The following is a 25806-nucleotide window of genomic DNA, read 5'->3' as shown; positions in this document are numbered from 1 at the left end:
GCCCCGCTTTGTAATAACTGGTAACAAACAGTTTACGCGGACAATACACCGCGTGACGATCCCTCAGTCTTTCATTCAGGAACTGCTTGCCCGTGTCGATGTAGTCGACATCGTGGGCCGCTACGTTCAACTGAAGAAGGGTGGGGCCAATTTCATGGGACTGTGCCCTTTTCACGGGGAAAAGTCGCCATCTTTCAGCGTCAGCCCTGCCAAACAGTTCTATCACTGCTTTGGCTGCGGCAAAAACGGCAACGCCATCAGCTTTTTGATGGACCACGCGGGCATGGGTTTTGTAGAAGCCGTGCAGGACCTGGCCCAGGGCGTGGGCCTGCAGGTGCCCGACGACGACATCTCACCCCAGGAGCGCGAACGCGCAGCCGCCGCCCGCCAGAAGCAGGCCACGCTGAGCGACGTGCTCGAAAAAGCCGCTGATGCCTACCGCCGCCACCTGCGCGAGTCGCAGCGCGCCATTGGCTACTTCAAGGGCCGGGGCGTGTCGGGCACGGTGGCCAAGCGCTACGGGCTGGGCTATGCGCCCGAGGGCTGGCGCAGCCTGGCCAGCGTGTTCCCCCGCTACGACGACCCGCTGCTCGAAGAAAGTGGCCTGGTCATCGTGGGCGAAGAAGGCCAGGACAAGCGCTACGACCGGTTTCGCGACCGGGTGATGTTCCCCATCCGCAACGTCAAGGGCGAATGCATCGGCTTTGGCGGCCGGGTGCTGGGCGACGACAAACCCAAGTACCTCAACTCGCCCGAAACCCCGGTGTTCCACAAGGGGCGCGAGCTGTATGGCCTGTTCGAGGCCCGCACCGCCATCCGCGAGCACGGCTATGCCCTGGTCACCGAAGGCTACATGGACGTGGTGGCGCTGGCGCAGCTCGGCTTTCCGAACGCCGTGGCCACACTGGGCACGGCCTGCACGCCCGAACATGTGCACAAGCTGCTGCGTTTTACGGATGCGGTGGTGTTCAGCTTCGACGGCGACAATGCGGGCCGCCGCGCCGCGCGCAAGGCGCTCGATGGCGCCCTGCCCCATGCCACGGATACGCGCAGCATCAAGTTTCTGTTCCTGCCCGCCGAGCACGACCCGGACAGCTTCATCCGCGCCAACGGCACCGACGCCTTTGCCCAGCATGTGGGCAACGCCGTGCCGCTGAGCCGCTTTCTGGTTGAATCGGCCAGCGAGGGCTGCGACCTGACCACCGCCGAGGGCCGCGCCCACATGGCGAGCAACGCCCGTCCGCTGTGGACGGCCCTGCCCGACGGCGTGCTCAAGCGCCAGCTGCTGGGCGAGCTGGCCGAACTCACCCAGCTCGACGCGCGTGACCTGTCGGAACTGTGGAACCCTGGTGGCGGCGCCCGTGAGCCAGCGCGCGCCCCCGCCCCGGCACCGCGCCCCCAGGTCTCAGCCGCCAACCCCTATGCCGATGAGCCCCCCTGGGGCGACATGCCGCCCCCCGACCTGGACGGCTGGCAGCCCCACCACGAGCCCGAATACGTGGGTGGCGGGAGCACATCCAGCGGCTACGAGGCCCCGGGCGCTGGCGGGTATGGCGGCGGCAAGCCCCCGTTCCGCAAGAACAGTGGCGGTGGCGACTGGAAAAAGGGCAGCAACGGCAAATGGAGCAAGCGCGACAAGGACGCCCCCTGGCCGCCCCAGCCGCGCCTGCCCCGCACGCCCGCCATGGGCCGGGCCGACCATGCCGCGCGGCTGCTGCTGTCGCACATGGCGTTTCTCGAAGAACTGACCCACGACGACCATGCCGCGCTGTGCGCCCAGCCCTCGCCCCACGGCCCGCTGTTCACCTGGCTGGAGGCGCAGTTCCACGAACACGGCCCCCTGGCCTGGGCCGTGCTGCGCGAGAGCCTGCGCGACCACGAGTGCGAGGACCTGGCGGTGAAGGTGATGACTGGCGCCCATGCCCAGACCGAGGGCGAGCTGGCCGAACTCCGGCTGGAGCTGCGCGATTTGCTGAACCGCATGCTGATCGAGGACATCGCAGAGCAACAAAAGCTGCTGATGCTGCAAGCCGCCCAGGACCCCTCAGCCCTGGAGCGCTACCGGGCTCTGGAGCAAAAACGCAAGATTTTGTTGGGCGTATAGGTTCTTGCGGCTTGAAATCAAGTCAAATGGTATGATGTAGGGTTAGGCAAGAGCGACAGCAGCACCTCCGAGCCGGGCCACCGTGACAAACGCGCACCTATGCGCTGATGGGCCCACTTATCGCAAGGACTGCACACCAAATGATCGCCCAGACATCTTGCCGCTGAGGGCCTCCCCTCGAAGTGCGAAGACCGTTCAGCTTTGCACCGCCACCCGCGCCGGGATCTGTGGCGCTTGCGATTTCTTTGTGTGTCCGTTTTTGATTCTGAGGTTGTTCCATGCCCGCTCAAAAGTACGCGAAGCCGCCCAAGTCCGCTCCAGGCACTGCCGCAAAGGCTGTTCCCACCCCTGCTGCCAAAGCACCCGCGAAGGCTGCGGCCAAAAAGCCAGCCGCCGCCGCGCCCGCTCCAGCAGCCAAGAAAGTCAAAACCGTGTCCGTGAAAAGTACCGCCGAGCTGATCAAAGCCGCCGATGAGCTGCTGAAGAAGAAACCTGCCCGCGCCAAGGCTGTCGCCGCTGCCGCCGACGAAGAAGAAACCCCGAAGAAGCGCCCTGGCCGCCCCGCCAAGGCCGCTGACACCGCCGAAGCCAAGGCACCCGCCAAGCGTGGCCGCAAGCCCAAGGCTGCCGCCGCCGGTGACGAAGGTGGCGACGACACCGACCTGTCCGACATCGAATCGGACCTGGAAGGCGAAGTCGAGGAGACCCCGGAAGCGGCCGCCACGGTCGAAAAGGTCAAGCCGCTGCGCATGAAGATCAGCAAGGCCAAGGAACGCGCCTTGATGAAGGAATTCGGCCTGGACGAAACCGTCCTGTCCGAAGAAGACATGCAAAAGCGCCGCCAGCGCCTCAAAGCCCTGATCAAGCTGGGCAAGACACGCGGCTACCTCACGCACGTTGAAATCAACGACCACTTGCCCGACAAGCTGGTCGATGCCGAAACCCTCGAAGCCGTCATCACCACCCTGAACGACCTGGGCGTGGCGGTGTACGAGCAGACGCCTGACGCCGAAGCGCTGATCATCACGGACAACGCACCCGCTGGCGCCACCGAAGAAGAAGCCGAAGAAGCCGCCGAAGCCGCGCTGTCCACCGTGGACTCGGAATTCGGCCGCACCACCGACCCGGTTCGCATGTATATGCGCGAAATGGGCACGGTGGAGCTGCTGACCCGCGAAGGCGAAATCGAAATTGCCAAGCGCATCGAAGGCGGTCTGATGGCCATGATGGAGGCGATCAGCGCATCGCCCGCCACCATCGCCGAGATCCTCAACATGGGCGAGGAAATCCGCGAAGGCAAGGTTGTCATCTCGACCATCGTGGACGGCTTCTCCAACCCCAACGAGGCCGACGACTATGTGGCCGAAGAAGACTTCGACGAATTCGATGAAGCCGACGATGACGACGGCAAGGGCGGCTCCAAGGCGCTGACCAAGAAGCTCGAAGAACTCAAGAAGCAGGCGCTGGAGCGCTTCGACAAGCTGCGCGAGCTGTTCGAAAAAGTGCACAAGGTGTACGACAAGGAAGGCTACGGCACGCCTGCGTACGTCAAAGCGCAAGCCGCTTTGTCGGCCGAGCTGATGACCATCCGCTTCACCGCCAAGACCATCGAGAAGCTGTGCGACATGGTGCGCGGCCAGGTGGACGACGTGCGCAAGAAGGAGCGCGAGCTGCGCCGCATCATCGTGGACAAGTGCGGCATGCCCCAGGAGACCTTCATCAAGGACTTCCCGCCCAACCTGCTGAACCTGCAGTGGGTCGAGAAGCAGGCCGCTGCGGGCAAGCCCTGGTCGGCCGTGATTGCGCGCAACATCCCGCCCATCCAGGACCTGCAGCAAAAGCTGATGGACCTGCAGTCGCGCGTGGTCGTGCCGCTGGCCGAGCTCAAAGGCATCAACAAGCGCATGAACGAAGGTGAAGCCACCTCGCGCGATGCCAAGAAGGAAATGATCGAGGCCAACCTGCGCCTCGTGATCTCGATTGCCAAGAAGTACACCAACCGAGGCCTGCAGTTCCTCGACCTGATCCAGGAAGGCAACATCGGCCTGATGAAGGCGGTGGACAAGTTCGAATACCGCCGGGGCTACAAGTTCTCGACGTACGCCACGTGGTGGATTCGCCAGGCCATCACCCGCTCGATCGCCGACCAGGCGCGCACCATCCGTATCCCGGTGCACATGATCGAGACGATCAACAAGATGAACCGCATCAGCCGCCAGCACTTGCAAGAGTTTGGCTTTGAGCCCGATGCGTCCATCCTGGCGGCCAAGATGGAAATCCCCGAGGACAAGATCCGCAAGATCATGAAGATCGCCAAGGAGCCGATCTCGATGGAAACGCCGATCGGGGACGACGACGACAGCCACCTGGGCGACTTCATCGAGGACGGCGCCAACACCGCGCCCATCGAAGCTGCCATGCAGGCCGGCCTGCGCGACGTGGTCAAGGACATCCTCGATGGCCTGACCCCCCGCGAAGCCAAGGTGCTGCGCATGCGCTTCGGTATCGAGATGACCAGCGACCACACGCTGGAAGAAGTGGGCAAGCAGTTCGACGTGACGCGCGAGCGCATTCGCCAGATCGAAGCCAAGGCGCTGCGCAAACTCAAGCACCCTTCGCGTTCGGACAAGCTGCGCAGCTTCATCGACTCGCTGTAAGCCAGCACCTGGCACCGTTGGCCGCACTGCGGCCTGCCCCGGCCCCGACGCCCTGCCCCGCAACTGCGGCGCAGGGCGTTTTTTTGCGCCTGCCCACGGTGTGCCCCCACGTTTACCCCCATGCCACCGACAGCAGACTGACAGCTTGGATGATGACCATTGCCACACGGCTGAAGGAGACTGCCATGCAGTTTGGCAATCTCCTGTCGCAATGTGCACAGGCCGACCCAACGATCTGCTTCCCCCCTTTTTTTGCTCAAGACCGTATGACGACCTCCTTCAACCGCCGCCAGATCCTTGCCCGCGCTACCGCCACGGGCGCCATCGGCGCACTCGGTACCTCGTTTGCCACATCCGCCTGGGCCCAGGCGGCCGCCGCAGGCGCTGCCGCGCGCGGCGCACCACCCAAGGCGCCCAAACTGGCAGGCACGCTGCGCATCGTGATCCCCGCCAACCCGGGTGGCGGCTGGGACCAGACCGGCCGCGCGCTGGGTGCGGCGCTGGTGGGTGCGGGCGCGGCCGACCAGGTGGAATACGAAAACATCGGCGGCAAGGGCGGCACCATTGGGCTGGCCAAGTACGCTGAAATATACGGCAACGATGCCAACACCCTGTTCATGGGTGGCATGGTGATGGTGGGCGCCGTGGCGCTGCAAAAACCTGCAGTGGACATGAGCCAGATACAGCCCCTGGCGCGCCTGACCAGTGACTACCTGGTGGCGGCGGTGGCGGCCAAATCGCCCATCAAGACCACCAAGGACCTGACCGATGCCATGCGCGCAGACCTGAAGGCAGTGCCCGTGGCCGGTGGCTCTGCCGGAGGGGTGGACCATATCTTTGCAGGCGTGCTGGCGCGCGCCGCCAAGGCCAAACCCGAGGAACTGGTCTACAAACCGTTTCCAGGCGGGGCCGATGTGGTCGAGGCCCTGATGTCAGGCAACGCGGCCGTGGGCCTGTCGGGCTACAGCGAGTTCAGCGACGCGATTGCATCGGGCAAGCTGCGGGCCATCGGCGTCTCGTCGCGCCGCAGCGCGTTCGGCCTGCCTGCGTTCCGCGAACAGGGGCTGGACGCCGTCATGGCCAACTGGCGCGGCGTGTTCACCGGCAAGGGCGTGGCGCCCGCACGCGCCACCGAAATGCTGACCGCCGTCGAGGCCGCCACCCACCACGAATCCTGGACGCGCACACTCAAGCAGAACCGGTGGGAACCCTCTTGGCTCACCGGCAAGGATTTGGCAGAGTTTATGGAGCTGGACCTCACCACCGCCCGTGTGATGGTCTACCTGCTGAAACTGAAAGCGTGAAGCCCATGCGCCGCTTCGCGCTTCCCCCCGGGCGGGGGGGATGCCGCCCGTGCGGCAGGGTGGCCCTTGCGCGGCGGCCACGGGCGCTGGCCGCGCCAGTTGCTACGGCTGCAGACGATGCGATGCCCGGGCGAGTGCCCCATTGATTCTCGGAGCTGACCTATGAAAATGTCCAACCACTCCATCGGCGCACGCATGGCTACGGCCTTGGGCCTGGTATTGGCCCTGTTGCTGGGCGCCGCACTGTTCGGCATCGCCACGCTGTACCACACGCTGGGCACCTACGACACCACGGTGCTCGGGCGGGTGGCGCAGGAGCGCGCCGTGAGCCGCATGGAAAGTGAGTTCAAGACCCAGGTGCTGGAGTGGAAGAACACCCTGCTGCGTGGCGAAGACTCGCGCAAGCGCGAGCTGCACTGGAACGCCTTCCAGGCCAGCGAAAAACGGGTGGCCGACGCCGCCAAGGCGCTGGAGCCCCAGCTGAGCGACGCGCAGGAAAAGGCCGCGCTGCAAAAGTTCACCCAGGCCCACGCGCAGATGGCCCAGGGCTACCGCAAGGGCTTTGAGGTGTTCCAGTCGCTGGGCTTTGTGCCATCGGCCGGGGATGCCGATGTGGCCGACATCGACCAGGGCCCGGCCAAGCTGCTCACCGAGCTGAGCCAGCAGGTGGCGGCCAGCAGCGCTGCCATTGCCCAGCAGGCAGCACAGGACGCAAGGCACGCGCTGGTCAGCAGCCTGGTGGCGCTGGCGCTGGTGACCGCCCTGGGCGCCTGCGCGGGCTGGCTGCTCACCCGCTCGGTGGTGCGCCCGCTGGGCGTAGCGGTGTCGCTGGCCCACAAGGTGGCTGCGGGTGACCTCACCACCAGCATCCGCGTGGAAGGCCGCGACGAACCGGCCCGGCTGCTCGAAGCCCTGCGCGCCATGCAGGACAACCTGGAGACCGTGGTGGCCGGTGTGCGCAGCAACGCCGAGGGCGTGGCCAGCGCCAGTGCCGAAATTGCCCAGGGCAATGCCGACCTGAGCATGCGCACCGAAGAGCAGGCCTCATCGCTGGACGAAACCGCTTCGTCCATGCAGCAGCTGCAGGCCACGGTGCAGCAGAACGCCTCGAACGCGCAACGCGCCAACGAACTGGCCAAGAGCGACGCCACCGTGGCGCAGCGCGGCGGCGATGTGGTTACGCAGATGGTGGAGGTGGTGCAGGGCATCCAGGAGAGTTCGCGCCGCATTGCCGACATCATTGGCGTGATCGACGGCATCGCCTTTCAGACCAACATCCTCGCGCTGAACGCAGCGGTGGAGGCAGCGCGTGCGGGCGAACAGGGCCGGGGTTTTGCCGTGGTGGCCAGCGAAGTGCGCAACCTGGCCACGCGCAGCGCCGGGGCGGCGCGCGAGATCAAGGCCCTGATCCAGACCAGCGTGGAGCGTGTGCAGGCGGGCTCGGACCTGGCGCGGGACGCGGGCACCACCATGACCGAGGTCGTGGCGTCCATCCGCGAGGTGAGCAGTTTGATGGAAGAAATCAGCCAGGCCAGCGCCGCGCAAACCTCGGACATGCAGCGCGTGACACAGGCCATTGTGCGCATGGACGACGTGACACAACAGAACGCCGCCCTGGTGGAAGAAAGCGCGGCCGCCGCTGGCAGCCTGAGCGGCCAGGCCCGCCAGATGGTGGATGCCGTGGCGGTGTTCCGCCTGCGGCACCAGCCACATCAATCGCACCAACCGCACCCACAGCGTTCTCAGCAGCAGCACCATGCGCTGCCCGCACCACACGCCTGACGCAAATTACTATCAAAATAGTAGCTATAAAGGCTTACCCATAGCGCGGTAACGCCCTAAAAAGCTTCAAACTTTTGGTTCCGAGCGGCCTGGCAGACGGCCAGGGGGCCTGACAGGTCACGCCCTGCCCCACCCGCAACCGGCCCGCCATCAGTCAATCTTCACGTGGGCGTTCTTCACCACCTGCGCCATGCGCGCGGCTTCGGTGCGGAAGAAGGCGGCGGCGGGCTCGGGCGGCGTGAGCTTGATCTCGTAGCCCTGAGCAAGCAGTGCATCGCGCGCCTCGGGCATGTCCATGGCGGCCTTGAAGCCGTTGTACAGACGGGCCAGCTCGGCCTTGGGCAGGCCCGCAGGCGCCACAGGGGCGATCCAGCCGTCCAGCTCGTAGCCCGGCAGGCCTTGTTCGGCAATGGTGGGCACGCCGGGCAGCATGGACACGCGGCTGGCCGTGGTCACACCCAAGGCGCGCAGCGCACCCGACTTGATGTGCGCCGCAGCAGGCGCCACCGCCACCACCCCCAGCTGCACCTGACCGCCCAGGATGTCGTTCATCAGCGGGCCCATGCCCCGGTAGGGGATGTGTTTGATGTCGAGCTGCGCCTGGTCCACAAACATCGCCGCGCCCAGGTGCAGGATGGTGCCGTTGCCCGACGAGCCGTAGTTGAGCACGCCCGGTTTCGCCTTGGCCAGCGCAACCAGCTCTTGCACCGTCTTGGCGGGCACCGAGGGGTGGGCCACCAGCACGAAGGGCGTGGCGCCAATGATGGTGATGGGCGTGATGTCGGTGAGCGAGTCGAACGGAATGTTTTTGTACACACTGGGGTTGACCACGTGGTTGTTGGACACCACGCCGATCACCGAGCCGTCCTTGGGCGCCCGCACGATCTGCGTGGTGCCGGTTATGCCGCCCGCGCCCGGCAGGTTCTCGATGACCACGGGCTGGCCCAGCGCCTTGGCCAGGCTGGTGCTGATGGCACGGATGGCGCCGTCGGCCCCCGAGCCCGCCGACAGCGGCAGGATCACGCGCAGCGGCTTGCCATCGCCCTGGGCACGGGCCAGGCGGGGCAGGCCCCAGGCGGCGGCGCCCAGCGCGGCCGCGCCGGTGGCGAGGGCCTGGCGGCGTGTGAGCACGCTGCGGGCGGCAGGCGTGTCGTGGGGTAAAGCGGGGGCGGTGGTGTTGCGTGGCATGGGTTTGTCTCCGGTCGTGGTCAGGGAACCCTGGGCGGTGGTCTGCGCCACATCGCTGTGCCCGGGGATGGTTTCAAAAAATCAGGCGATGGCCCCGGCCGCGTGCAACGCCGCCACCTCATCGGCCCTGTAGCCCAGGCTCTGCAGCAGCTCGGCCGTGTGCTGGCCCAGGCGCGGCGGGTCGCAGCGCACATCGAGGCGCTGGCCATCCAGACGCAGCGGCATCAGCGTGATCTGCGCCGTCTGGCCCGCGCGCTCGCCGTCGGGCAGCGTGATGTCGGCCAGGCCACCGGTGGCTTTCAGGTGCGGGTCGCCAAACAGCTCTTCGGGCCGGCGGATGGGTGCAAACGGAAGGCCGTGGCGCTCGAAGACGGCCGCCAGTTCATCGGCCGTGTGCTGCGCCAGCCGCTCGCGCAGCACGGGCATCAGCGTGGGGCGGGCGCGCACGCGGTCGTTGTTGGTGGCCAGGCCGGTGTCGGCCTTCAGGTCGGCATAGCCCATGGCGTCGCAGAAGGTCTGCCACTGCGCATCGCTCACGGCGGCCAAAAAGATCTGCCCGCCGTCCTTCACGCTGAACACGTCGTACACGGCCCAGGACGAAATGCGGTCGGGCATAGGGGCGGCGGGTTGGCCGGTGACGGCGTACTGCATCATGTGCTGGCCAACCAGGAAGACGTTGTTCTCGAACAGGGCCGAGTCCACCTCTTGCCCGCGCCCGGTAATGCCGCGCTGCATCAGCGCCGCCATGGCACCAATGGCGCCAAACATGCCGCCCATGATGTCGTTCACGCTGCTGCCCGCGCGCAGCGGGTCGCCGGGGCGGCCGGTCATGTAGGCCAGGCCGCCCATCATTTGCACCACCTCGTCGAGCGCGGTGCGGTGCTCATACGGGCCGGGCAGAAAACCCGTGTGGTTCACGTAGATGAGGCGGGGGTTGAGTTGGCTCAGCGCTGCATAGTCGAGGCCATATTTGGTCATCACACCGGGCTTGAAGTTCTGCGCCACCACGTCGGCCGATGCCGCGAGCTTGCGCGCCGCCGCCAGGCCCTCGGGGCTGCGCAGGTCGAGCGCGATGCTCTTCTTGTTGCGGTTGAACATGGGGAAGAAGCCCGCGCCCGCGCCCAGCAGGTGGCGTGTGCGGTCGCCGTCCACCGGCTCGACCTTGATGACCTCGGCCCCCAGGTCGGCCAGCACCATGCCGCAGGTGGGGCCCATGACCATGTGGGTGAACTCCACCACGCGCAGGCCTTCGAGCGGCAGGCGGGGGGACGATGGGGTGGGTTGTGTGTCGTTCATGTGCGGAGAAGGGATAAGAAGATCAGGCCGTTGCGGCTTCGCGCCGCGCGGCGGGTGCGGCATTCTGCGGCAGCCCCGCCTGCCACAGCGTGCCATGCAGGGTCTCGCCCGCCAGCCAGCCCGCCACGCGCTGGCGCAGCGCGAGCAGCGCGGTCACCTCGATGCCAGTGGCGATGCCCATGCGCTCCAGCATGAACACCAGGTCTTCGGTGGTGACGTTGCCGCTGGCGCCCGGCGCGTGCGGGCAGCCGCCAATGCCGGCCAGGCAGGCGTCAAAGCGGGTGATGCCTGCCTGCCAGGCTGCATACACATTGGCCAGGCCCATGCCACGCGTGTCGTGGAAGTGGGCACAGCACAGGCGGTCCCCCACCAGGGCCCGCGCTTTTTCAAACAGGCGGGCCACGGCGGCAGGGTCGGCATAGCCCACGGTGTCGGCCAGGCTCACGCGATCGGCCCCGGCATCTAACAGGGCTACCATCAGGCGAAGGACTTCGCTTTCAGCGACCTCTCCCTGCAGGGTGCAGCCAAAGGCCGTGCCCACGCCGCCTTCGATCAGCGTGCGGCTGCCGCTGGCGTCGCGCAGCGCACGGATGCGGGCCACCTCGGCCACCACCTCGTCGGGTGTCTTGCGCAGGTTGGCCAGGCTGTGGGCGTGGCTGGCGGACAGGGGCACCACCATCAGGTCCGCACCACACTCCAGCGCACGCTCTGCCCCCTTGAAGTTGGGCACCAGCACCGAAGCCACCAGGCCCGGCAGGGTTTTGGCATGGGCCAGCACCTCGGCCGTGTCGGCCAGCTGGGGCAGCAGGCGGGCGGGCACAAAGGAGCCGACCTCGATCTCGCGCTGGCCGACGGCGTATGCGGCGTTGAGCCATTCGATCTTGTGCGCGGTGGAGACCACGGTGGCAATGCTTTGCAGGCCGTCACGCAGGCCCACTTCGCGGACGGTGGCACGCACCGGGGTGGTGGAAGCGGTAGAGGGGGTCAGCACTGTGTTGTCTCCGGCGGGTAGTTTTCTGCCGTCGATTCTAGAAATTCCTAAAAGAATCAGAAAATACATTTTGGAAGCCATATGATTCCAAACAGGAACGCCAAAACCCGGAGACAAGCCCATGCGCGACCTGGACCTGCAAACCCTGCGCCTGTTTGCCGCTGTGTGCGAGCAGCGCAGCATTGCACGCGTGGCCGAGCAGGAGTCCATCGTGGGCTCGGCCATCAGCAAGCGGCTGGCGCAGCTGGAAGACACCGTGGGCACGCCGCTGCTGCTGCGCAAACGCCGTGGCGTGGTGCCCACCCCAGCGGGCGAAACCCTGCTGGAGCATGCGCGCACCATGCTGGCCAACGTGGGCCAGATCGAGCGCGACATGGCGGCCTACGCCACCGGCACGCGCGGCCATGTGCGCATGCTGGTCACCGCGTCCGTCATGGCCGAATCGCTGGCCGACGATGTGGCGGCCTTCTTGCAAGACCCCGCACACCGCGATATCCAGATCAGCCTGGAAGAGCGCGTGAGCCCGGACGTGGTGCAAGGCATCCGCGACGGCAGCGCCTCCATCGGCATCTGCTGGGACGCGGCCGACCTCTCGGGCCTGGAAACCAGTCCCTACCGCAGCGACCACCTGGCCGTGGTGGCCCACCAGTCACACCCCGTGGCCCAGTTGCACAGCGTACGTTTTGCCGATGTGCTGGAGCATGAATTCGTCAGCATGCCCGCCCTGAGCGCAGTGCAGGTGCTGCTGGCACGCGCCGCTGCGGTGGAGGGAAAACTGCTGGCCCACCGGGTGCTGGTGTCCAACTTCGACGCGGCGCTGCGGGTGGTGCGCGCAAACCTGGCCATCAGCGTGGTGCCACGCGAGGTGGCCCTGCCGTTTGCCGAATCCGCCCCGGTGCGCATCGTCCCGCTGAGCGACCCCTGGGCCCAGCGGCGCTTTGCCATCTGCTACCGCAGCGCCAGCGCCCTGCCCCCAGCGGCACAGTTGCTGGTGGGGTATCTGGCACGGCAGGGGCATCTGCTCCCGGCCCCCTGATCCGTGGCCGGTGCGCAACATTTTGTTGGCGAATAGCCCAAATTTCCCCTTCAGCGCATATGTGACGTACGTTCCGAGCTACCAAACTTGTAGCAAAACGGGTTCCGCGCTATAGTTTCAGCACATCACGGGCCCGGCAACCGGCCGCCCGATCCGAATCGAGATCCAACACTTGCGCGAGGAGAAGCGTCCATGAGCTCCAAAGAAAATGTCGCCATCAACCAACTGTTCGAGCGGCTTGAATGCCGTTACGCGCTGCGCGTGCTGTGGGCCCTGAAGGACGGCCACCCCCAGACCTTCCGCCTGCTGCAGGACAGCGTGGGCGGTATCACCCCCAACACGCTCAACACCCGCATCAAAGAGCTGCGCGAAGCCGGTTTTGTGGACCACGGCAGCGACGGCTACACCGTCACCCCCTCGGGCGCCGACCTGCTCAAGCGCCTGTCGGACGTGCAGGCCTTCGCCACCCGCTGGGTGGCAGGCCGGGCCAAGAAGGCCTGAGCCCCCAGCCCTGGCCCCCGGCCGCACCCGGGGCATTCGCTAAAATAGCACTCCAGATAGCTTCTAGCGCTCGATGAGCAAGCGCTAGAAGCTATATTTTTAATAGCATCCAAGGAACCTCCAGCATGGCACTGACCACCACCGCATCCGGCCTGCAGTACGAAGACACCACCGTGGGCGAAGGCGCCGAGGCCACCAAGGGCCAGAACGTGTCGGTGCACTACACCGGCTGGCTCTACAACAACGGCGAACAAGGCGCCAAGTTCGACTCCAGCCGCGACCGCAATGACCCCTTCGAGTTCTCCCTGGGCGCCGGCATGGTCATCAAGGGCTGGGACGAAGGCGTGCAAGGCATGAAGATCGGCGGCCAGCGCACGCTGATCATCCCCGCCGCCCTGGGCTATGGCGCCCGTGGCGCGGGTGGTGTGATCCCCCCGAACGCCACGCTGAAGTTCGATGTGGAACTGCTGAAAGTGGGCCGCTGATTGCGGTGCCCTCAGGCAACTCAAAAACCAAAGCGGCCTGCGGGCCGCTTCTTGCTTTCTGGAGAATGCTGCTCGCGGCCCGTCGAGACAGGTAAAGCGGGCACCGCGACTCGGGGCGTTCAATCAAACAGCGCGTGATCCAGCCGCTCGAACTTGTCGTCGCCCACCGCCTCGCGGATCTTGGGGGCGAGCGCAGCCAGATCGTCAAAGCTGCCAGCCCCTTCCACGGCCAGGTTCAGGCGGAACCCGCGCAACCCCAGGCCTGCGGTCAGCTCCGTCGCAATGGGGTAAGCCGCCTGGTAACGCTCCTTGGGCGAGCGCCCGGAGCCTTCCACGGGCGAGGCGATGGTTCCGAGATCGGTGCCAGCCGCCTCCACATCCACGGCGGCTGAGGACGCCACGCTGGCTGCCGACGACGTCGCCTGGGCATGCTGCCCAGACAGGGGCGCCAGAAGCCCCTGCGCAATCATCGTCTCGACATCGTCCTGCGTAATGCCCATGGCTGCCGTAGCCGCCAGAACCTCCCCCGTGGTGCGCTTGCCGTCAAAAAGAATGAAGGCCGAGCGCTGGCGCGAACTCAAACTGCCACGGCGATCCTTGAGCGCCTCCTGCCCGGCCTGGGTTTTGACGAGAACCATGCGCCTCCTAGTTGTAGCAAAGGTTGTGACGTCCAAGGAAGGACCATCACCTGCAGCCCAGAATCCCATGTTTTGACACCCATGGAAATCGGGGTTTACACATAAACACACCCGCCCCCTGCCGGGCCGCACCTACATTTCCGAACGAATGCGCGGCAACGCCGGGGCCGGGCGCGTGATCCAGCTCAGGACCACCGTGACCAGCAGACCGCAGGGCACGCCGAACACGCCGGCAGAGATGGGCTGGATGCCAAACCAGAGCCCGTCGGCCAGCAGCCAGCGGGGCAGCACACTCTGCACGGCAGGCACATGGGACAGCATGTAGTACACCGCGATGCCCAGCCCGGTGAGCATGCCTGTCACCGCCCCCTGCCGCGTGGTGCCCCGCCAAAAAATGCCCAGCACCATGGCAGGCACAAAGGCCGATGCAGCCAGCGAGAAAGATGCCGACACCATGGGCAGGATCTCGGAAGGCTTGAGCGCAGCCACAAAAGCTGCCGACAGGGCCACCGCCAGCAGCGCAAACTTGCTCAGGATCACCCGTTGCTCTGGCGAGGCCTTGCGCTGCGAGTCCTGAAAGTACAGGTCCCGCACCAGCGCATTGCTGATGGTGAGCAGCAAGCCATCGGCCGTCGAGAGCGCCGCCGCCAGCCCGCCCGCCGCCACCAGGCCCGACACCACATACGGCAGGCCGCCCAATTCGGGCGTGGCCAGCATGATGAGGTCGGCCCCCAGCCGAATCTCGCCAAACTGAATCAGGCCATCGCTGTTCACGTCTTCCACCGACAGCAGCGAACTGTCCACCCGCGCCCACTGGGCCATCCAGTTGGGCAGTGCTTCGAAACTGCTGCCCACCAGGTTCTGCATCACCTCAAACTTGACCAGCACCGCCAGCGCTGGTGCGCTGAGGTACAGCAGCGCAATAAAAAACAGCGACCACCCCACCGACGCACGCGCCGCCGACACCGAAGGCGAGGTGTAGAAACGGGTGAGCAGGTGCGGCAAGCCCGCCGTGCCCACCATCAGGCAGAACATGAGTGCCAGAAAATTGCGGCGCGTCAGCTCATAGTCACGCTGCTCTTCAGGCGTGCCATCGGGGTCGCCCACATAGGCCTGGCTGTGGGGCGGCAGCCCGCCCAGGGGGCGTGCGCGCTCGTAGTTTTCGCGCATTTCGCGGGTCCAGCGCTCGCGCGCGGCGGCGGCATCGCGCGGCAAAGCCGCCAGCTCGCGGCTGGCTGCCACGATCAGGCCCACATCGGCGTTCTGCGCGCGCAGCGCGCGGATGCGCTCGCGCCCTTTCTCACGCTCGTGCGCCAGCGAGGCTTCCACATTCTGCAGGCGGGCCTCGAAATCCTTGGCACGCTGCAGATAGGCCTGCACCACCTGGTGCTCGGCCGGGGAGTCCAGCAACTGCGCCTCCAGATCGGCGATCTTGCCAATCTGCGCCCCGTAGACCAGCGGCGCCAGCGGGTTGCCCAGCTGCTTGTAGGCCAGCCACGACACGGGGATCATGAACGCCAGCAGCAGCACCACGTACTGCGCCACCTGTGTCCAAGTGATGGCGCGCATACCACCCAGAAACGAGCACAGCAGCACCCCCCCCAGGCCGAGCATGATGCCGATCTCGAACTGCACGCCCGTGAGGCGCGAAGCGATCAGCCCCACGCCGTAGATCTGCGCCACCACATAGGTGAAGGAGCAGAGCACCGCCGCCAGCGCGGCAATCACACGCGGCCAGCGGCCACCAAAACGCACGTGGAAGAAATCGGGCACGGTGTACAGGCCCATGGCCCGCAGGTGCGGCGCAATCAGCATGGCGACCAGGCAGAAGCCACCCGTCCACCCCAGCAGGTAAGCAAGGCCACCGGCCTGCCCGGGCGTGCCCGAAAAACCCTGCAGATACAACGCGCCCGACAGGCTGATGAACGAAGCCGCGCTCATCCAGTCGGCCGCCGTGGCCATGCCGTTGTACATGGGCGGAATGCGCCGCCCGGCCACGTAGTAGTCCTCGGGGTCTGTGGTGCGGCCATACACGCCGATGCCGGCGTAGACCATCACCGTGAGAAACAAAAAGATCGGGCCGATCCAGTGGCGCGACAGGCCCTGGCGCTCCGCCCAGGTCATCAAGGCCAGAAACCCCAGCACCCCCACCACATACAGCGCCAGAATGCGGTGCAGCCGCCACAGGTAGGCGCGGTCACTGTCCACACGGCCCGGCTTGCGCTCAGCCATGGGGATGATCTTCTGCCGAGTTGCCAGCCGGCGCCGACGAAGACAGCTGTGATGCCTGCCCATCGCTGCGCTCCAGGCGGTTCATGGCCCAGCCATACACCACCACGATGCCGATGAACACCAGCACGGCCCCCTGAGCCGCGACCCAGTAGCCCAGCGGCCAGCCACCGATCACCAGTGCCTGCAGATCCCGGGCGAAATAGGTGGCACCAAACGACACCATGGCCCACAACAGCAACAGGGCCGCTTTGAGCCAGAGATGGCGCACATCATGCAGATCGGGCGGAAAAGGCCCCGCCATCTCTGGCTCAGAGGGGCGGGGGCTGGGCTGCTGCGGGGGCATCACAAACACAGTGGCAGGTGGTGCTGATGGCCCATGGCGGTGCAGCAGCCCCGGGGGTCAGCGGGCCAGTTGCTGCCAGGTGGCAATCACGCTGTCGGGGTTGAGCGAGATCGACGAGATGCCTTCCTTGGCCAGCCACTGCGCGAAGTCGGGGTGGTCGCTGGGGCCCTGGCCGCAGATGCCGATGTATTTACCCTGCGCCAGACAGGCCTTGATGGCCTGGTGGATCAGTGCCTCGACAGCGGGGTCGCGCTCGTCGAAGTCCTGCGCCAGCAGCTCCAGGCCCGAGTCGCGGTCCAGGCCCAGCGTGAGCTGGGTCAGGTCGTTGGAGCCGATGGAGAAGCCGTCGAAGAACTCCAGGAAGCGCTCTGCCAGGATGGCATTGCTTGGCACTTCGCACATCATGATGACCTTGAGGTCGTCCTTGCCACGCTGCAGGCCGTGCGATGCGAGCAGTTTGGTCACGCGCTCGGCCTGGCCCAGCGTGCGCACAAAAGGCACCATCACCTGCACGTTGGTCAGGCCCATGTCATTGCGCACGCGCTTCAAGGCGTCGCATTCCATGGCAAACGCCTCGCCAAAGTCTTCGCTGATGTAACGCGCCGCACCCCGGAAGCCCAGCATCGGGTTTTCTTCCTCGGGCTCGTAGCGGCTGCCGCCGATGAGCTTGCGGTACTCGTTGGACTTGAAGTCCGACAGGCGCACGATGACGGGCTTGGGCCAGAAGGCGGCGGCAATGGTGGCCACGCCTTCTGCCACCTTGTCCACGTAGAACGCGCGGGGCGATGCATGGCCACGGGCCACGGATTCCACAGCCTTCTTCAGGTCGGCATCGATTTGGGGGTAGTCCAGGATCGCCTTGGGGTGCACACCGATGTTGTTGTTGATGATGAACTCCAGGCGCGCCAGGCCCACACCCTCGTTGGGCAGCTGGGCAAAGTCAAACGCCAGCTGGGGGTTGCCCACGTTCATCATGATCTTGGTCTTGATGGGGGGCATCGCGCCGCGCTGCACTTCGGTGACTTCGGTTTCGAGCAGGCCGTCATAGATCTTGCCCGTGTCGCCCTCGGAGCAGCTCACCGTGACCAGCGTGCCGTCCTTCAGCCGCTCGGTCGCGTCGCCACAGCCCACGACGGCCGGGATGCCCAGCTCGCGCGCAATGATGGCGGCGTGGCAGGTGCGGCCGCCTCGGTTGGTGACGATGGCGCTGGCGCGCTTCATCACGGGTTCCCAATTGGGGTCGGTCATGTCGGTCACGAGCACATCGCCGGGCTGGACCTTGTCCATTTCGGAAATGTTGTGCACCAGGCGCACGGGGCCGGTGCCAATCTTCTGGCCAATGGCGCGGCCCTCGGCCAGCACGGTGCCATGGCCCTTGAGCTTGTAGCGCAGCTCGGCCTGGCCCTTGGCCTGGCTCTTCACGGTTTCAGGGCGGGCCTGCAGGATGTAGAGCTGGCCGTCGGTGCCGTCCTTGCCCCACTCAATGTCCATGGGGCGGGCGTAGTGCTGCTCGATCACCAGGGCATAGCGCGCCAGCTGCTCCACGTCGGCATCGGTCAGCGAGTAGCGGTTGCGCTGTTCAGTGGGCACGTCCACCGTCTTGACCAGCTTGCCACTGGCAGCTTTTTCCTCAGGCGTGGAGAACACCATCTGGATCAGCTTGCTGCCCAGGTTGCGGCGGATCAGCGCCTTTTTGCCCGCCTGGAGCATGGGCTTGTGCACGTAGAACTCATCGGGGTTCACGGCGCCCTGCACCACCGTCTCGCCCAGGCCGTAGCTGCTGGTGATGAACACCACGTCTTCAAACCCGGATTCGGTGTCGATGGTGAACATCACGCCGGCCGCGCCCATGTCAGAGCGCACCATGCGCTGCACACCCGCCGACAGGGCCACCACATCGTGCTCGAAACCCTTGTGCACACGGTAGGAGATGGCGCGGTCGTTGTACAGCGACGCGAACACTTCCTTCATCTTGTGCATGACTTCGTCGATGCCCACCACGTTCAGGAAGGTTTCCTGCTGGCCTGCAAACGATGCATCGGGCAGATCCTCGGCCGTGGCGGACGAGCGCACAGCAAAAGAGGCAGCGGGGTTGCCAGCGCTCAGCTTGGCAAATTCGTCGGCAATCGCCTTTTGAAGGTCGGCCGGGAAGGGCTGGGCCTCGACCATGGCGCGGATTTCTGCGCCCACGGCGGCAAGCGCACGCACGTCTTCAGTGTCCAGGCTCTTGAGCTTGGCGCTGATCTTGTCGGCCAGGCCGTCATAGGCCAGGAATTCGCGGAACGCGTGGGCGGTGGTGGCAAAGCCCGTGGGCACGCGCACGCCCTGCGGCAGCTGGGAGATCATCTCGCCGAGGCTGGCGTTTTTACCGCCTACCGCCTCGACATCGGTCATTCTCAGGTTTTCAAACGGTACGACCAGGGCGGTCGGGCTGAAAAGTGCAGACATGGGAAAGCTCCAGAAGTTGAAACCGGGTCTGCATGCCTGGCCTCGGCGGGCGTCAGGCAAGCGGCCATGCACAGGCTGCAGCTTTGTCGTTGTGGTTGTAGGCCGACGGTGTGCATGGTGAGAATCAGATAATTGTGACAATTGTAGGCCCGCGCATCTGGCAACGGGCTGACGCTTTCACGCGACTTACGCAAATCGGGCCATCACCACTTCGTTGTGGTGGCAACCCTGCTGGCGCAAGCCGCATCCAAAAAAAGGGGCTCCATGCACTCGCGCACCGTATTTTTTGTCTCTGACGGCACCGGCATCACCGCCGAAACCTTCGGCAATGCCATCCTGGCCCAGTTCGAAATGAAGCCGCGCCATGTGCGCCTGCCCTTCATCGACACCGTGGACAAGGCCCACCAGGCTGTGCGGCAGATCAACCACACCGGCGAGGTCGAGGGCAAAAAGCCCGTGGTCTTCACCACCCTGGTCAATATGGAGGTGCTCAAGGTCATCCAGGAAGGCTGCAAAGGCATGCTGCTGGACATGTTCGGCACCTTCGTCCACCCGCTGGAAGAAGAACTGGGCATCAAGTCCCACCACCGCGTGGGTCGCTTCAGCGACGTGAGCCGCAGCAAGGAATACACCGACCGCATCGAGGCCATCAACTTCAGCCTGGCCCACGACGATGGCCAGAGCAACCGCGACCTGGCCGGTGCCGACGTGATCCTGGTGGGGGTGAGCCGCAGCGGCAAAACGCCTACCAGCCTGTACCTGGCCATGCAATGTGGCCTAAAAGCCGCCAACTACCCGCTGATCCCCGAGGATTTCGAGCGCCGCCAACTGCCCCCGGCCCTGGTGCCGTTCCGCAGCAAGATCTTTGGCCTGACCATCAGCCCCGACCGCCTGGCCGAGATCCGCGCCGAGCGCCGCCCCAACTCCCGCTACGCCAGCATCGAAAACTGCCGCATGGAAGTCTCCGAAGCCGAGGCCATGATGCGCCGCGCGGGGATCCGCTGGTTGTCCACCACCACCAAGTCGATCGAAGAGATTGCGACGACCATCCTGCAGGAAATCCGGCCGGAGAAGCTGGTGTATTGAGCGGCAACCGCCCTCCACACAACGCTGCGCTTCGCATGAACAGAATTTCATTCGCTGAATTCGATGCCTGGACAACACGCCAAGCGCGACTGATCCGGGAGAACGCCTTTTTCGACGCCGCCCACGCCTTTGAGGAGGAGGGTGTGATGTTTCACCAAGGCGATCTGGTGGTGGACGAGTTGATGGTTGCGCCGGTCACCGTCATCGACGGCAACGTGTCCGCACGCAAGATTGGCTACCCCTACGACGTGGGCCTGCTGGTGGTCACCGGCAACCTGACCTGCGAGCACATCGGCCGCATGAGTTTTGACGTGATTGTTGGCGGCGACCTCCACGCCCAATCGGTGTGCGTCAACACCTCGAACGACTATCTGCTGCGGGTCGGCGGCGACATCACCTGCGACTTCTTTTCCGAATACGGCTGCGCTGTGGAGGTTCAGGGCCGAATCATCTGCCCCAGGGTGCTCTCTCTCATGAACGAGGTCGTCGCCCATGGCGGCATCGAAGGCGAGCTGACAGACAACTTCCGGGGCAAGGATGTCGCGCAGGTGCTCATCAGCGAGGTGCTGGCAGAAGACGGGTACTTTGATGAGGAGAAGTTCGAGGTCTGTGTCCGCAGCGGGAAGTCGCCCTACAAGGACTGACCTTCAGCCGGTCTTCGGGGCCCGCATCTGCTTACTTGCAAACCAATGGCTTAAAAAGCTCAAGGGGTGAGCGAAAAATCCTATTAGAAATCGGCCCTACCGCTCGACTGACAAGCGCAAATAGCTATAAATAACATAGCATTTCATGGCAGAGCCTGTGGCTCAGCCCGGCATGCGCTGTGGGCACGGCCTACCGATCACGGCAAACCACCGCCAGCGGGGCCATCGCCCCCAAACAATTCAAACACCATGCTGCGCAGCCATTGGTTCACCGGCTCGCGGTGCACCTTGGCGTGCCAGAACACGCTGATGGGCGCGTCAGGCAGTTTGACGGGGTGCGTGCGCAGCACCAAGCCAAAGGGTTCGACCAACTTGAGCGCCAGCCGCTCGGGCACCGTCGCCACCAGCGCCGTGCTTTGGAGGATGTGGCCCACGCTCACAAAGTGCGGCACGCTCAGCCGCACCAGGCGGTCGATGCCGGCCTTCTGGATCAGCTCGTCCACCTTGCCGTGCCCCGTGCCCGCCGACACGATCACCAGGTGCTCTGCCGCTTTGTAGTCCGACAACAGCAGCTTGGGCCGGTCCAGCGCGTGGCCCTTTCGGAACAGGCACACATAACGCTGGCGAAACAGCCGCCGCTGGAAGAACCCGGCTTTCAGCTGCGGCAGCAGGCCGATCGCCAGGTCCACCTTGCCAGCCTCCATGTCTTCGCGCAGATGGGCGGCGTTGTTGCGCACGGTGTTCAGCGTGACGCCCGGCGCCTCCCGCCCCAGGCGCTCCAGCAGCGCAGGTAGGAAAACGATCTCGCCAATGTCTGTCATGCCGATGGTGATGGTGCGCTTGAGCGTTGCGGGCGTGAACTGTGTGCGCTGGTTCAGCCCGCTGTGGATCATGCCCAGCGCATACCCCACGGACTCGCCCAGTTGCTCGGAAAAAGGCGTGGGCACCATGCCGCCCGAGGTGCGCAAGAACAGCTCGTCGCCAAAAATGCGCCGCAGCTTGGCCAGCGCATTGCTGACCGCAGGCTGCGTCAGCCCCAGGTTGTCGGCCACTTTCGACACGCGCCGCTCGACCATGAGTTGCTGAAACAGCACCAGCAGGTTCAGGTCGATATCCGATAGCTCCATCGCTACTCCATCAGCTCGGGTGATATGAAGTGGCGATGGTATTGCAGCCAGTGATTCACAGGCGCTTTCGTTGGCACAATGGGCTGGATGAAATCGAACGCAGCCCGCCATGGACATCCTCGTTCAGCCGCTTAACCGCGTGATCCGCGCCGAGCCCGGCGTGAACCTGCTTGACGCCCTGCGCGCGGCGCAGGTTCCGATGTCGTATTCGTGCTTGTCGGGCCGCTGCGGCATCTGCCGCTGCCGGGTGCTGTCTGGTGAGGTGCTCGATGGCGGGCGCGAGCAGCAGCGCCCCCTGGACGGCGTGGACGGCGCCGTGCTGGCTTGCCAGACCTATGTGACCGAGCCCTGCACCATCGAAGTGCCCGCCCCCGAAGAGGCCGTGGTGCACCGCGCCCGCGTGGCCAAGGCCACCGTGGTGGCCATCGAGCCACTGGCGGCAGACATCCGGCGCCTGCTGCTCAAGGTGGCAAAACCGATTGCGTTTTCACCAGGCCAATACGTGCAGTTGGGGTTCGCGCCGACGCACGTGCGCCCCTACTCCATGGCAAACCTGCCGGGCGAACCGCTGCTGGAGTTTCATGTGCAACTCATGCCCCAGGGCCGGGTCAGCGGCTACATCGCCGGGCAGCTCAAGGTGGGGGACAAGGTCAAGGTCAGTGGGCCGCTGGGCGCAGCGTATTTGCGCCAGCAGCACACGGGGCCCATGCTGTGCGTGGCCGGGGGCACCGGGCTGGCGTCGATGCTGTCGGTGGTGCGCGGCGCGGTGGCTGCGGGCATGCGCAACCCCATTCACCTGTACTTCGGCCTGCGCTCGCCGCGCGAGCTGTATGGCCTGGCGTGGCTGGACCATTTGCGCAGCGTGCACCCGGCCCTGCAGGTGCATGTGGTGGTGGCCTCGGGCGCCGACTCTGCCACGCAGCGGCGCGGGCTGGTGACCCAGGCCATCGAGCAGGACCACGCGAGCCTGCAAGGCTGGCAGGCGTATCTGTGTGGCTCGCCGCCGATGGTGGAGACCACCACACTGCTGGCGCTGGGCAAAGGCCTGGAGGCGGCCCACCTCCATGCCGAGGCTTTTTACATGCAGGGCGACTGATTCCGCCTCCAAATCATCCGTGTCGTTGTTGCTTCGCCTTGCCGTGCTACAGCTACAGCACTGTCTGCGGCTTCGCGCCTAGACACGGATGATTTGGAAACGGAATGAGGTTCTTGGAGTCGTCTGAATCCACTTGAACCGCTCACTCAGCGCGGTCGAAGCGCCGCGAGGGGCTTCGACAGGCTCAGCCCGCATCCGGCTGCGCGCTGGGCGCCGCCTTGCGAAACGCTTCCAGCTGCGCGCAGGCAGCATCCACTGCCTGGATTAGCGGCCAGCGCGACAAGTCCACCTTGAAGCGGCGCGCGCTTTCCACCTGCGGAACCAGGTACACATCGGCCAGCGTGGAGGTGCTGCCAAAGCAGAAATCACCGCGCTGCGGGTCCTTCGACAGCAGCGCCTCGATGGCGTCAAAGCCCGCGCTGATCCAGGTGCCGCACCAGTCGTTCACAGCAGCCTCGTCGGCACCAAAGCGATGGCGCAGTGCCTCCAGAATGCGGCGGTTGTTGATGGGGTGGATGTCGCAGCCCACGATGGCGGCCAGGGCGCGCACCTGGGCGCGATCGCCTGCATCGCCGGGCAGCAGCGGTGGGGTGGGATAGCGCTCTTCGAGCCACTCGATGATGGCGGGCGACTGGATCATCAGGCGCTCGTCGGCCTCCAGCACGGGCACCAACTGCTGCGGGTTGATGGCCTTGAAGGCATCGCCCAGATGTTCCTCGCGCCGCAAATCGACCGCAATCTGTTCGTAGGCCAGCCCCTTGAGGTTGAGCGCGATGCGCAAGCGGTGGGAGGTTCCGCTGCGGAAGAAGGAATAGAGTTTCATGCTCAGTCTCTGTTTCAGTCCCTGTGTCAGTCCCTGTGTCAGTCCAGGGCAATCTTGGCGCGCTTGACGACTTCACCAAACGTGCGCGAATCGCGTTCAATGGCCTTGGTGAGTTCGGCGGGCGGGCCGATGTAGGGCTCAAACCCGAAGGTCGCCAGGCGCTCCTTGACCTCTGAAGTGGCCAGCACCTTGCCCACGTCGGCATTGATCTTCTCGATGGCGGCCTTCGGCGTGCCAGCAGGCGCGAACAGGCCCACCCAGGTCTTCACTTCAAACCCGGACGGGCCGCCCGCTTCGCCCATGGTTGGAATGTCGGTGAAGCCCGCCAGACGCTGGGGCGCAGCCAGGGCCAGAAACTTCACCTTCTTGGCCTGGAACATCGGCCCGGCCGTCGCCGCCGTGCCAAACGCCCACTTGATATCGCCCGTGGCCACAGAGGTGTAGACGCTGCCCATGTCCTTGTACGGCACATGCATCATCTTCGTGCCCGTTGCTGCCTCCAGACTCGCCGCGCCCACATGGGCCACGCTGCCGATGCCCCAGGAGCCGTAGGTGATGTCGCCTGGCGCCGCCTTGGCCGCCTTGATCAGATCGCCCACATCCTTCCAGGGCGAGTTAGCCGCCACCACCACAAAGAAGTTCGTGAAATACGCCGGAGCGACTGGCTCGAAATCTTTGATCGGGTCATAGGGCAGTTGCTTGAACACATGCGGCTGCAGGGCCATGTGCGTGTTGTCCACCTGCAGCAGCGTGTAGCCATCTGGCGCAGCGCGCTTGGCATCGCCGATGGCGATGAAACCGTTGGCACCCGGCTTGTTGTCAATGACGAGTTGCTGCCCCCAATTGCGCGACAGCCGCTCGCTCAGGATGCGCATCACCGCATCGGGGCCGCTGCCGGGCGAATACGGCGCGACGGAGCGAACGGGTTTGGCGGGGAAGGTCTGCGCCACGGCATGGGGCACGCTCGCGGCGGCCACAAGGGCCAGCGCGCAAAGCGCCAGAGCGGGTCTAAAAATCTGTGAACGAATGGCGGTCCGCATGGGGGTGTGTCTCCTTGGTTCTATGAAAGCCGAATCCGGCTGGTGAGTGATGGATCAAACAGTGACTTGCGCACGGTGGCTGTGCAGCGCCTCAAAAATCGGCGCGTCGCTGAAGCGGAACAGGTCGAGTGCGCCAGCGGCCGATGCCTGGGCCGAGAACGGTTGCCACGACGGCACCACAAACAAGTCGCCCCGCGCCACCTGCCAGGTGCGCTCACCCACCGTAACGGTGCCGCTGCCGTCAAACACCTGGAACACGGACGAACCCACCTCGCGGTGCACCCGCGTCGCGCCGCCCGCGCGCACGCGGTGCATTTCGGTCCGCATCGTGGGCAGCACATCGGCGCCGGTGGTGGGGTTGGTAAAGCGCACAGCCGCGTGCCCGGGGCTCAGCGTGCCTGCCTGGCCTTCGTCTTCCAGCGCCAGCTGATCGGCCAGCGCGCGGTCGGTATCCACCCAGCGGTAGGCCAGCAAGGGCGTGGCGGGCTGCGCCTGCAACATCGATACCGGGCGCAGGCCCGGGTGGCCCCATAGCCTTTCGGAATAAGAACGCTCGGCGGTGGTGCGCTCAGCGGGCGGAAGCTTCTCGCGCCCCACTTCAAAAAACTGGCTCTCGGTGTAGTACGAGAACGGAATGTCCAGGCCGTCGATCCAGGCCATGGGCTCTGTAGCAGCGTTGTGGTGGGCATGCCAGTTCCAGCCGGCCTGGGGCAGAAAGTCGCCCCGCGACATGCGCACGGCATCGCCATTCACCACAGTCCACACGCCCTCGCCTTCCACCACAAAGCGAAACGCGTGCTGCGTGTGCCGGTGCTCGGGCGCGTCTTCGCCGGGCATCAGGTACTGGATGGCGGCCCATGTTGGCGCCGACCGGAAACTGAGCCAGTTTTCTAGGTAGGGCCGAAGTAAAAATGAGCCAGGTGTTCAACCTACCCTGCTGTTTATTTAAGCAGTGGGGTTCGAGGAGTGATCACCATGGACATGA

General features: G+C 65.3%; 21 protein-coding genes. 10 read left to right on the top strand and 11 right to left on the bottom strand.

Annotated elements, in window-relative coordinates:
* The first annotated feature begins 52 nt into the window (after nt 1–52).
* From dnaG to ACYZGB_RS20395, 4 genes are all read left to right on the top strand, one after another.
* Nucleotides 53–2104, top strand: coding sequence for a DNA primase (dnaG, locus tag ACYZGB_RS20410; RefSeq protein WP_462390669.1), 2052 nt, complete (start codon nt 53–55; stop codon nt 2102–2104).
* A gap of 278 nt (nt 2105–2382) precedes the next feature.
* On the top strand, nt 2383–4761 hold the full coding sequence (gene rpoD / locus ACYZGB_RS20405; protein WP_462390668.1) for an RNA polymerase sigma factor RpoD: 2379 nt from the start codon (nt 2383–2385) through the stop codon (nt 4759–4761).
* 266 nt (nt 4762–5027) lie between these two features.
* The gene (locus ACYZGB_RS20400) at nt 5028–6065 is read left to right on the top strand and encodes a Bug family tripartite tricarboxylate transporter substrate binding protein (protein ID WP_462390666.1); all 1038 of its coding nucleotides are present in this window, start codon (nt 5028–5030) and stop codon (nt 6063–6065) included.
* 162 nt (nt 6066–6227) lie between these two features.
* Nucleotides 6228–7847: a methyl-accepting chemotaxis protein gene (locus tag ACYZGB_RS20395; protein ID WP_462390664.1), complete on the top strand. Its 1620-nt coding sequence runs from the start codon at nt 6228–6230 to the stop codon at nt 7845–7847.
* A gap of 150 nt (nt 7848–7997) precedes the next feature.
* Here the strand turns inward: ACYZGB_RS20395 and ACYZGB_RS20390 are convergent, their stop codons facing one another.
* The 3 genes from ACYZGB_RS20390 to ACYZGB_RS20380 all read right to left on the bottom strand — a co-directional run bounded on the left by ACYZGB_RS20390 (nt 7998) and on the right by ACYZGB_RS20380 (nt 11319).
* Entirely contained in the window at nt 7998–9035 is a 1038-nt protein-coding gene (locus ACYZGB_RS20390) for a tripartite tricarboxylate transporter substrate binding protein (protein ID WP_462390663.1), read from the bottom strand.
* Nucleotides 9036–9116: 81 nt separating this feature from the next.
* Nucleotides 9117–10331, bottom strand: a complete 1215-nt coding sequence (locus ACYZGB_RS20385) for a CaiB/BaiF CoA transferase family protein (protein WP_462390661.1) — start codon at nt 10329–10331, stop codon at nt 9117–9119.
* 22 nt (nt 10332–10353) lie between these two features.
* Entirely contained in the window at nt 10354–11319 is a 966-nt protein-coding gene (locus tag ACYZGB_RS20380) for a hydroxymethylglutaryl-CoA lyase (protein WP_462390685.1), read from the bottom strand.
* A gap of 124 nt (nt 11320–11443) precedes the next feature.
* On the opposite strand from ACYZGB_RS20380, the gene ACYZGB_RS20375 reads away from it, so the two are divergent.
* The 3 genes from ACYZGB_RS20375 (at nt 11444) to ACYZGB_RS20365 (ending at nt 13344) form a co-directional block, all read left to right on the top strand.
* Nucleotides 11444–12358: a LysR family transcriptional regulator gene (locus ACYZGB_RS20375; protein WP_462390660.1), complete on the top strand. Its 915-nt coding sequence runs from the start codon at nt 11444–11446 to the stop codon at nt 12356–12358.
* Nucleotides 12359–12550: 192 nt separating this feature from the next.
* On the top strand, nt 12551–12859 hold the full coding sequence (locus ACYZGB_RS20370; protein ID WP_063462008.1) for a winged helix-turn-helix transcriptional regulator: 309 nt from the start codon (nt 12551–12553) through the stop codon (nt 12857–12859).
* Nucleotides 12860–12984: 125 nt separating this feature from the next.
* On the top strand, nt 12985–13344 hold the full coding sequence (locus ACYZGB_RS20365; RefSeq protein WP_055398683.1) for an FKBP-type peptidyl-prolyl cis-trans isomerase: 360 nt from the start codon (nt 12985–12987) through the stop codon (nt 13342–13344).
* A gap of 119 nt (nt 13345–13463) precedes the next feature.
* Here the strand turns inward: ACYZGB_RS20365 and ACYZGB_RS20360 are convergent, their stop codons facing one another.
* From ACYZGB_RS20360 to ppsA, 4 genes are all read right to left on the bottom strand, one after another.
* Entirely contained in the window at nt 13464–13982 is a 519-nt protein-coding gene (locus ACYZGB_RS20360) for a hypothetical protein (protein WP_462390658.1), read from the bottom strand.
* Between the two features lie 132 nt (nt 13983–14114).
* A complete protein-coding gene (locus tag ACYZGB_RS20355; protein ID WP_462390657.1) occupies nt 14115–16214 on the bottom strand; it encodes a VC_2705 family sodium/solute symporter in 2100 nt (699 codons plus the stop codon).
* Entirely contained in the window at nt 16207–16557 is a 351-nt protein-coding gene (locus ACYZGB_RS20350) for a DUF4212 domain-containing protein (protein WP_462390656.1), read from the bottom strand. Before ACYZGB_RS20350 ends, ACYZGB_RS20355 begins: the two co-directional genes overlap by 8 nt.
* Nucleotides 16558–16614: 57 nt before the next feature.
* Nucleotides 16615–19005 carry a phosphoenolpyruvate synthase gene (ppsA, locus tag ACYZGB_RS20345; RefSeq protein WP_462390655.1) on the bottom strand — a complete coding sequence of 797 codons (2391 nt, stop codon included), beginning with the start codon at nt 19003–19005 and terminating at the stop codon, nt 16615–16617.
* A gap of 264 nt (nt 19006–19269) precedes the next feature.
* On the opposite strand from ppsA, the gene ppsR reads away from it, so the two are divergent.
* Nucleotides 19270–20091, top strand: coding sequence for a posphoenolpyruvate synthetase regulatory kinase/phosphorylase PpsR (gene ppsR / locus ACYZGB_RS20340; protein WP_094291799.1), 822 nt, complete (start codon nt 19270–19272; stop codon nt 20089–20091).
* A gap of 146 nt (nt 20092–20237) precedes the next feature.
* Nucleotides 20238–20735, top strand: a complete 498-nt coding sequence (locus tag ACYZGB_RS20335; protein WP_462390654.1) for a hypothetical protein — start codon at nt 20238–20240, stop codon at nt 20733–20735.
* Nucleotides 20736–20932: 197 nt separating this feature from the next.
* Here ACYZGB_RS20335 and ACYZGB_RS20330 read toward each other — a convergent pair whose 3' ends face one another.
* Entirely contained in the window at nt 20933–21862 is a 930-nt protein-coding gene (locus ACYZGB_RS20330) for a LysR family transcriptional regulator (RefSeq protein ID WP_462390653.1), read from the bottom strand.
* A 109-nt stretch (nt 21863–21971) separates the two neighbouring features.
* Here ACYZGB_RS20330 and ACYZGB_RS20325 point away from each other — a divergent pair, with 109 nt between their 5' ends.
* Nucleotides 21972–22958 (top strand): 2Fe-2S iron-sulfur cluster-binding protein, encoded by a 987-nt coding sequence (locus ACYZGB_RS20325; protein ID WP_462390652.1) that lies wholly within the window; start codon nt 21972–21974, stop codon nt 22956–22958.
* Between the two features lie 184 nt (nt 22959–23142).
* On the opposite strand, the gene maiA is transcribed toward ACYZGB_RS20325, so the two are convergent.
* The 3 genes from maiA to ACYZGB_RS20310 are packed head-to-tail and all read right to left on the bottom strand — an operon-like array spanning nt 23143 to nt 25658.
* Nucleotides 23143–23781 (bottom strand): maleylacetoacetate isomerase, encoded by a 639-nt coding sequence (gene maiA / locus ACYZGB_RS20320; protein ID WP_462390651.1) that lies wholly within the window; start codon nt 23779–23781, stop codon nt 23143–23145.
* A gap of 38 nt (nt 23782–23819) precedes the next feature.
* A complete protein-coding gene (locus tag ACYZGB_RS20315; RefSeq protein ID WP_462390650.1) occupies nt 23820–24821 on the bottom strand; it encodes a Bug family tripartite tricarboxylate transporter substrate binding protein in 1002 nt (333 codons plus the stop codon).
* Nucleotides 24822–24875: 54 nt separating this feature from the next.
* Nucleotides 24876–25658: a cupin domain-containing protein gene (locus ACYZGB_RS20310; RefSeq protein WP_462390649.1), complete on the bottom strand. Its 783-nt coding sequence runs from the start codon at nt 25656–25658 to the stop codon at nt 24876–24878.
* Between the last annotated feature and the right edge of the window lie 148 nt (nt 25659–25806).

Source organism: Acidovorax sp. Q11 (genome assembly GCF_054950075.1).
The sequence above is the reverse complement of the archived record's forward strand: the minus strand, read 5'-3'. Positions and strand labels throughout refer to the sequence as shown.

Bases quoted from the DNA above. Each gene is read 5' to 3' on its own strand.
- ACYZGB_RS20375 (WP_462390660.1), top strand. From the start codon at position 11,444: ATGCGCGACCTGGACCTGCAAACCCTGCGCCTGTTTGCCGCTGTGTGC.
- ACYZGB_RS20315 (WP_462390650.1), bottom strand. From the start codon at position 24,821: ATGCGGACCGCCATTCGTTCACAGATTTTTAGACCCGCTCTGGCGCTT.
- ACYZGB_RS20355 (WP_462390657.1), bottom strand. From the start codon at position 16,214: ATGGCTGAGCGCAAGCCGGGCCGTGTGGACAGTGACCGCGCCTACCTG.
- ACYZGB_RS20365 (WP_055398683.1), top strand. From the start codon at position 12,985: ATGGCACTGACCACCACCGCATCCGGCCTGCAGTACGAAGACACCACC.
- ACYZGB_RS20390 (WP_462390663.1), bottom strand. From the start codon at position 9,035: ATGCCACGCAACACCACCGCCCCCGCTTTACCCCACGACACGCCTGCC.
- ACYZGB_RS20385 (WP_462390661.1), bottom strand. From the start codon at position 10,331: ATGAACGACACACAACCCACCCCATCGTCCCCCCGCCTGCCGCTCGAA.
- ppsR (WP_094291799.1), top strand. From the start codon at position 19,270: ATGCACTCGCGCACCGTATTTTTTGTCTCTGACGGCACCGGCATCACC.
- ACYZGB_RS20395 (WP_462390664.1), top strand. From the start codon at position 6,228: ATGAAAATGTCCAACCACTCCATCGGCGCACGCATGGCTACGGCCTTG.
- ACYZGB_RS20330 (WP_462390653.1), bottom strand. From the start codon at position 21,862: ATGGAGCTATCGGATATCGACCTGAACCTGCTGGTGCTGTTTCAGCAA.
- ACYZGB_RS20350 (WP_462390656.1), bottom strand. From the start codon at position 16,557: ATGCCCCCGCAGCAGCCCAGCCCCCGCCCCTCTGAGCCAGAGATGGCG.
- ACYZGB_RS20370 (WP_063462008.1), top strand. From the start codon at position 12,551: ATGAGCTCCAAAGAAAATGTCGCCATCAACCAACTGTTCGAGCGGCTT.
- ACYZGB_RS20335 (WP_462390654.1), top strand. From the start codon at position 20,238: ATGTTTCACCAAGGCGATCTGGTGGTGGACGAGTTGATGGTTGCGCCG.
- ACYZGB_RS20310 (WP_462390649.1), bottom strand. From the start codon at position 25,658: ATGCCCGGCGAAGACGCGCCCGAGCACCGGCACACGCAGCACGCGTTT.
- maiA (WP_462390651.1), bottom strand. From the start codon at position 23,781: ATGAAACTCTATTCCTTCTTCCGCAGCGGAACCTCCCACCGCTTGCGC.
- rpoD (WP_462390668.1), top strand. From the start codon at position 2,383: ATGCCCGCTCAAAAGTACGCGAAGCCGCCCAAGTCCGCTCCAGGCACT.
- ACYZGB_RS20400 (WP_462390666.1), top strand. From the start codon at position 5,028: ATGACGACCTCCTTCAACCGCCGCCAGATCCTTGCCCGCGCTACCGCC.
- ACYZGB_RS20360 (WP_462390658.1), bottom strand. From the start codon at position 13,982: ATGGTTCTCGTCAAAACCCAGGCCGGGCAGGAGGCGCTCAAGGATCGC.
- ppsA (WP_462390655.1), bottom strand. From the start codon at position 19,005: ATGTCTGCACTTTTCAGCCCGACCGCCCTGGTCGTACCGTTTGAAAAC.
- ACYZGB_RS20325 (WP_462390652.1), top strand. From the start codon at position 21,972: ATGGACATCCTCGTTCAGCCGCTTAACCGCGTGATCCGCGCCGAGCCC.